This is a genomic window from Nocardia takedensis NBRC 100417, assembly GCF_000308695.1.
Lineage (GTDB): Bacteria > Actinomycetota > Actinomycetes > Mycobacteriales > Mycobacteriaceae > Nocardia > Nocardia takedensis.
This window is the reverse complement of the sequence record NZ_BAGG01000112.1, coordinates 44,421-48,094: the sequence shown is the minus strand read 5'-3', so window position 1 is coordinate 48,094 and position 3,674 is coordinate 44,421. Positions and strand designations below refer to the sequence as shown.

Genomic DNA, 3,674 nt, shown 5'->3' with positions numbered 1-3,674 from the left:
CCCCGTCCGGCACCGGACTCCCAGAGAAAGGAATGCTCGTGAACAATCCGTTCGACGACGACACCGCCCAGTTCTACGTGCTGGTCAACGCCGAGGGCGAACATTCGCTGTGGCCGATCTTCGCTGCCGTGCCGACCGGGTGGACCATCGCCCACGGCGCGGCCTCGCGCGCCTCCTGCCTGGCCTACGTCGAGGCGCACTGGCTCGACATGCGGCCCGCCTCGCTGATCGCGGCCATGGACGCGGGCACCCGCTGAACACAGTGGGCACCCGCTGAACACAGTGGGCGCCCGCTGAACACAGCGGGTGCCCGTGGGAACACCGACCCCCTGAATACCGCGGGGCGCACCGGTTCCCCCGCCTACCGGTGCGCCCCGCCCCCTCCGTCGAGCGCGACCACACGCGCGGACCCGACCCCTCGGCGGACGCGCGGACCGGTCGTGCGCTCACGCTCGGATGGGTGTCGGCCGCAGGGCCGAGGCCGCCTGTTCCCGCCAGGTGCTCCGCGCGCGGCCGTGCTGCGGTGACAGCGCGGCGTCGAACAGTTTGGCCCGCTTGCTCACCGTCAGACCCACGTAGGTGCGCTGGTCGGTGATCGCCGCGGTCGCGACCGCGCACGCCTCGTCGACCTCGCCGGAGCGCAGCAGCGCGGTGGCGTGCTCGAAGCGGACCAGCGCCGGTTCCATCGTCTCGCGCGGGTCGTAGAGCGAGATCGCCTCGTTGGCGGCCTGCGCGGTCTCCTCGGCGCGCCCGAGTCGGGCGTAGCCGATGGCCTTGTAGAACGAGAGCTTCTCGGGCCGGAAGGAGAAGATGCCGGTCGGGAAGTGCTGTCCCTCCACGCTGTCCAGCGCGAGCGCCGATTTCTCCACGCAGTGCTGGAACCGGTCGGCCTGACCCATCTCGGCGTGCGCCCGCGCGGCCATGCCCCACAGCCACGCCGCGGCCGCGCCCGTGCGCGGGTCCTCGGCCAGACGGGGTTCGAGCAGGGCCAGGACCTCCTCGGGTCGGTCGCTGTAGGTGGGCAGATAGCTCATGCCCGCCAGCGCGATGTCCTCGGAATAGCGGTCGCCGATGTCCTGGGCCGCGTGAATGGCGGTGGTATACCAGAGTCGGGCCTGACCGAAATGGCCTTCGTTGAACAGAATTTCACCGACGACATTGGCCAGGCGGCCCGCCGTGCGGACCAGCCGGATCTGATGGATCGTGGCCTGTCTTTCGCCGAGACAGCCTCGAACCATGCGGAATTGCTCTAATGAGGTTTGCAATAGTTGGTGCGGGGGTACCTGGACGACCTCGGCGCCGAGCGCCTCGGCGGTCTGTTCCAGCAACCCGAGTCTGCGTTCGCTGATCGATCCGGCGTCCAGGGTGGCGAGCATCCGCTCCGGCTCGCTCACGACCAGTTCCGCCGCGGTCCCCGCCAGCCCTACCCCCAGGCAGGCCAGCAACTCTCGACGATTCACGTCGTCTTCCTCGACTTCCTTGTCGAGCCCGATCGGCGCCGGCCGGTCCTCCGCCGGTACCGGCGCACTTTCCCTACCGAGCTTGGTGTTCCGCACGAGCGCCGTGCTCGCTTCTCCGGTTTCACTGGCCGCGTCGTGGCCCGCCGTGATCGCGCGCTCGAACCGCGCGACGACGACCGGATCGGCCTCGGAGAGCACTCGGTCGAGTAAGCGCCTGCTTGCGGCATGCATCCGGGTTGTCCGGCCTTTTTCCCACAAGACCACGGTGCGCGGGGTAACGCCCACCATGCGCGCGAACTCGTAGCGACTTCGCCGCATCGCCGCCCGAAGTGCTACAACATCTTCGCCGGTCCAGTCGATCTCAACCATAGGTCCTACTTCCTCGTACCAGGCTGATTCAACCGGAAATTACTCGTAATTACCGCATTCGGGACTGTTATCAACCGAATCGCAACGCGCACTCTTGAAATCGCATCCGGTACCGGGGTTCTGCCCAGACCTTACGGGGGCGCCCGCTCTCCGGAAACCCGTCGCACGGTCCCGGGGCGGTCCGATCCAGCCGCCCCGAGCGCGGTTTCCGGCGGCGCCCCCAGGTGCCGGATGCACTGAACTCCCGTGGAGGTGAACGATGGACGTATTGCACTCGGATATCAGGGAATTGTGGCTGATCCGCAGTCGCGACTGCGGCCAGGACCCCGCCCTGGACCCGCTGCCGCTCGACGACGAGCGCGCCCGGTTCATCCTGGCCACGCACGCGGGCCACGGCGCCGCGTGCCGCCAGTACTTAGCGGCTTCGGCGCACTGTTCCGGACGAGCCGCCGGCAGGTAGTCGTGGGATCGCTGTGGTCGGTCCTGACCGGCTGCGGACTGCTGCTCACCATCGCGGGCGTGCTGGGAAGTTGGCTGGGCGGCGGGCTTTCGACGCCGGAGCGGCGGCCCGCGCCCGAGCGGCTGACGCCCGCTCAGGCCCACGAGATCATGCAGGCCCATCGCGGCTGCTGCGCCGACACCTGCGCCCGCAAGGCGGCGGCCTTCCGCGCCTTGGTCGACGCCGGGCGCATCGTGCCCGATTCACGCGCGGAGGGTTACACCCGCTGACCCCCCGCCACGGCGTACCCGGATTCCGCAGACCCGGGTACGGCAGAGGCCCGGTGCCTCGCGTTCGCGCGAGCGCACCGGGCCTCCGGCCGGTCTGTGTCCGTACCGCCTCAGACCAGCTGCTTGTTCCCCTTCAGCCTGCGGCGGATGTCGGCCATCATCGTGTAGGTGCCGCCGAAGCGCAGCGGACGGGGGATGAACCGGTTGACGAAGCCGACGAACACGAACAGGTGCTCGAAGCGGCGCTGATCGGCCTCGGTCCACTTCACCTGCATCTGCTCGCGGAAGTGCGGCGCGAGGAACCCGATGGTCAGGAATTTCAGCAGGCCGCGGAACGGAATCCGCAGGTACCAGTGGATCATCCGCAGGTTGAGCAGGTCGTCGACGTAGGCGCGGACGTAGTCGTCCATGACGGCCTGTTCGCAGGCCGCGTTCCAGTAGGCGTCGAAATCCTTGCGGGTGGCGGGCCACATCTCCTCGGTCACCTGCAAGGTGGTGCCCAGCGTGGAGGAGGAGGCGTAGAAGGCTTCGGCCTGTTCCTCGTTCATCCGCCCGTGCAGCAGTTGGTAGGTGTCCTCGAAGCCGATGAACAGGCAGGCGGCCACCCACATCTGGAGGTCGCGGTCGAAGGCGTTGTACTTGACCGGGGCGCCGGGTTCGGAGCGCACGTGGCGGTGCACGGCGTTGACCGCTTCGCGGTAGGCCTTGCGCTCCTCCTCGGTGCCCAGGATGGCGACCGCGAGGTACTGGGTGGTGGTGCGCGCGCGCTTCCACGGATGCTTCATCAGCGATCCGGATTCCACCTTGCTCTGGGCCACGCCGTATCCCACCCCGGGCCGCGCCATCTGCATCGCCACGTTGGCGGCCGCGCCGGCGAAGGCCCAGAAGTCCAGCGCGTCGGTCAACTTCAGCGGACGCTTGGTGAGCGGTCGGTGCGCGGCGCTGATGTGGATGCGGGTGCGGTCCCCGCCGAGCGGGGCCGATTCCCGGTTGTCGGTGGGATGTGCGGCGGCGGTCATGGCAGTCCTTTCGTGGCGGTGCGTTCGAAGCGGGGGAGCCGGTGTCGCGGTGCCGTGCGCGCGGTCCCGTGGCTCCCCGGTGTGTTCCTGACTGGCA

The 3,674-nt window shown here is 68.9% G+C and carries 5 protein-coding genes; 3 read left to right on the top strand and 2 right to left on the bottom strand.

Going from position 1 to position 3,674, the window contains the following annotated elements:
- The first annotated feature begins 38 nt into the window (after positions 1-38).
- A complete protein-coding gene (locus ON30_RS23970; RefSeq protein WP_083911631.1) occupies positions 39-257 on the top strand; it encodes an MbtH family protein in 219 nt (72 codons plus the stop codon).
- Between the two features lie 189 nt (positions 258-446).
- Here the strand turns inward: ON30_RS23970 and ON30_RS23965 are convergent, their stop codons facing one another.
- Entirely contained in the window at positions 447-1,829 is a 1,383-nt protein-coding gene (locus ON30_RS23965) for an NsdA family TPR-like regulatory protein (RefSeq protein ID WP_501040347.1), read from the bottom strand.
- A 259-nt stretch (positions 1,830-2,088) separates the two neighbouring features.
- Between ON30_RS23965 and ON30_RS23960 the strand changes: the two genes are divergently transcribed.
- Both ON30_RS23960 and ON30_RS23955 read left to right on the top strand, forming a co-directional pair.
- A complete protein-coding gene (locus ON30_RS23960; RefSeq protein WP_040710343.1) occupies positions 2,089-2,289 on the top strand; it encodes a hypothetical protein in 201 nt (66 codons plus the stop codon).
- Positions 2,290-2,291: 2 nt separating this feature from the next.
- Complete coding sequence (locus ON30_RS23955) at positions 2,292-2,558, top strand: hypothetical protein (RefSeq protein WP_040710342.1); 267 nt, start codon at positions 2,292-2,294, stop codon at positions 2,556-2,558.
- A 110-nt stretch (positions 2,559-2,668) separates the two neighbouring features.
- Here ON30_RS23955 and ON30_RS23950 read toward each other — a convergent pair whose 3' ends face one another.
- Positions 2,669-3,577, bottom strand: coding sequence for an oxygenase MpaB family protein (locus ON30_RS23950; RefSeq protein WP_040710341.1), 909 nt, complete (start codon positions 3,575-3,577; stop codon positions 2,669-2,671).
- Positions 3,578-3,674 lie beyond the last annotated feature (97 nt).